Raw genomic sequence first — 2,416 nt, forward strand, 5'->3', positions numbered from 1 at the left:
GAGGGTCGGAGGATGCCCGGCACCAGCCGGGTCGGCGGGCAGGACCCCGTCACGGCCGGCGATGAAGTCGGGCTGGCTGCTGGTGCGGTATGTCTGCTCCGTCATGCCATCGACGATCCCCGGCCATTCTGAGAGGGAGCTGAGATGGACGTAAGAAGCGCGATAGAACCATGTTCGCCCGAAATAAAGTCGGCCGGGCCGGGGCCCGACTCGATGATCTCGGCCAGCAGGGTGCCGGCTCGCAGCAGGGCGAGCGGGTAGCGCCGCGCCGTCCCCGCGCGTGACGGCCGCGACGAAGTCACCCCGGGCGGCGCTCACGGCCGCAATCGTCCCGGCTACGGGCAGCCGCAGGAGCGGCGGGTGACCAGGTGGGACGGGAACTGCTTGAGGCGTTCGCGGCGGGTGGCCAGGGGGGTTTCGTCCAGGACCAGGTCCACCGCCGCGCGGGCCATCGCCGGGCGGTCCGAGGCGACCGTCGTCAGGGGCGGGTCCGTGAGACCCGCCTCCTTGACGTTGTCGAAGGCCGCCACCGCCAGTTCGCCGGGGACGTCGATGCGCAGTTCGCGGGCGGCCCGGAGGATGCCGATGGCCTGGTCGTCGGTGGCGCAGAAGATGGCCGGGGGCCGGTCCGGGCCGGCGAGGAGCTTCAGGCCGACCTGGTAGGCGTCGTACCGGTTGTACGGGGACTGGAAGAGCCGGCCCTCCGTGGACCGGCCCGCCGCGCGCATCGCGATGCGCCAGCCCTCGACGTGGTCGGTGACCGGGTCGCCCGTCGTCGGGGTGGTCTCGACGCCGCCCAGGCAGGCCACGTACGCGTGGCCGTGCTCCAGCAGGTGGCTCGTCGCCAGCCGCGCGCCGCCGACGTCGTCCGTGACGACGACCAGGTCCTCCGGCTGGTCCCGGCGCTCGTGCATGAGCACCACCCGCGCGTCCCACGCGTCGATCTCCGCCGCCGCCGCGGGGCTCGGGCCCTGGCTGACGAGGATCAGGCCGGAGACGCGCATCCCGAGGAAGGCCCGCAGATAGTGGACCTCGCGGTCGTCGAGATAGTCGGAGTTGCCGACGAGGACCATCTTCCCGCGCTCGGACGCCGCCTGCTCCACCGCGTGCGCCATCTCGCCGAAGAACGGCTGCCGCGCGTCCGGCACGATCATGCCGATGAGGTCCGTACGCCGCGAGGCCATGGCCTGCGCCACGCGGTCCGGGCGGTAGCCCAACTCCTTTATCGCCGCGAGCACCCGCTCCCGGGTGGCCGGGGCGACCGGCCGGGGTCCGTTGTTGATGACGTAGCTCACGACCGCGGTCGAGGTCCCCGCCAGCCGTGCCACGTCGTCCCGCGTCACCTTGGCCACGGCGCAAGTCTACGCGTGATGACTCTCCGCACTACCCCGCCTCTGTGATGCCCTGGCCACCGCCTCGGGGCTTACTACGCGCGGTGCCGCGCATCCCGCGGCGCGCCCGCCTGCTCCCGCCTCTCGGCCTTCTTCTCGGCCTTCTCCGGCACCACGAAGCGGTAGCCGACGTTGCGTACCGTGCCGATCAGCGACTCGTGCTCGGGACCGAGCTTCGCCCGCAGCCGCCGCACGTGGACGTCCACGGTGCGGGTGCCGCCGAAGTAGTCGTAGCCCCAGACCTCCTGGAGGAGCTGCGCCCGCGTGAACACCCGCCCCGGGTGCTGCGCGAGGTACTTCAGCAGCTCGAACTCCTTGAAGGTCAGGTCCAGCACCCGTCCCTTCAGCTTCGCGCTGTACGTGGCCTCGTCCACCGTCAGATCGCCGTTGCGGATCTCCGTGGGGCTCTCGTCCGCGGGCAGTTGCTGCCGGCCCAGCGCCAGCCGCAGCCGCGCCTCCACCTCGGCAGGTCCCGCGGTGTCCAGCAGCACGTCGTCCACGCCCCACTCGGCGGTGACGGCGGCGAGCCCGCCCTCCGTCACGACGAGGATCAGGGGGCAGCCGGGGCCCGTGGAGTGCAGCAGCTGACACAGGCTGCGCACCTGCGGCAGGTCGCGGCGGCCGTCGACGAGGATCACGTCGGCGCCGGGGGTGTCGATCAGGGCGGGGCCCTCGGCGGGCGCCACCCGGACGTTGTGGAGCAGCAGGCCGAGCGCGGGGAGCACCTCCGCGGAGGGCTGCAGGGCGTTGGTCAGCAGCAGCAGAGAACTCACGGGCGCACCTCCCGGAGGAGGGCGGTGGCGGCACTCGCGCTCGTGGCGGTCGTCTCGGTCTCGGCTCTGCCTCTGCGTTTGCCCATGTGGTCGGCCTCCTCAGAAGGTGGCATGTAAGCACGAAAGGACCCGGGGGCAACCTTGCCCGGGTCCTTCACACGTCAGAATAGCCCACATGAGCTCGACCTCCGCGGCCTCGTCCGGCCGGCGAGACACCGCACCCGGTCCTTCCGCACCCGCCCCGCCCGGTTC

2 protein-coding genes are annotated in these 2,416 nt (G+C 72.3%); both read right to left on the reverse strand.

Annotation, left to right across the window (positions count from 1 at the left end):
- Positions 1-335 precede the first annotated feature (335 nt).
- Positions 336-1,352, reverse strand: a complete 1,017-nt coding sequence (locus H5J30_RS27425; RefSeq protein WP_181790000.1) for a LacI family DNA-binding transcriptional regulator — start codon at positions 1,350-1,352, stop codon at positions 336-338.
- 74 nt (positions 1,353-1,426) lie between these two features.
- Positions 1,427-2,164 (reverse strand): response regulator transcription factor, encoded by a 738-nt coding sequence (locus H5J30_RS27430; protein WP_181790001.1) that lies wholly within the window; start codon positions 2,162-2,164, stop codon positions 1,427-1,429.
- Between the last annotated feature and the right edge of the window lie 252 nt (positions 2,165-2,416).

Origin of the sequence: Streptomyces phytophilus, from assembly GCF_013870535.1 — a bacterium.
Classification (GTDB): Bacteria; Actinomycetota; Actinomycetes; order Streptomycetales; family Streptomycetaceae; genus Streptomyces; species Streptomyces phytophilus.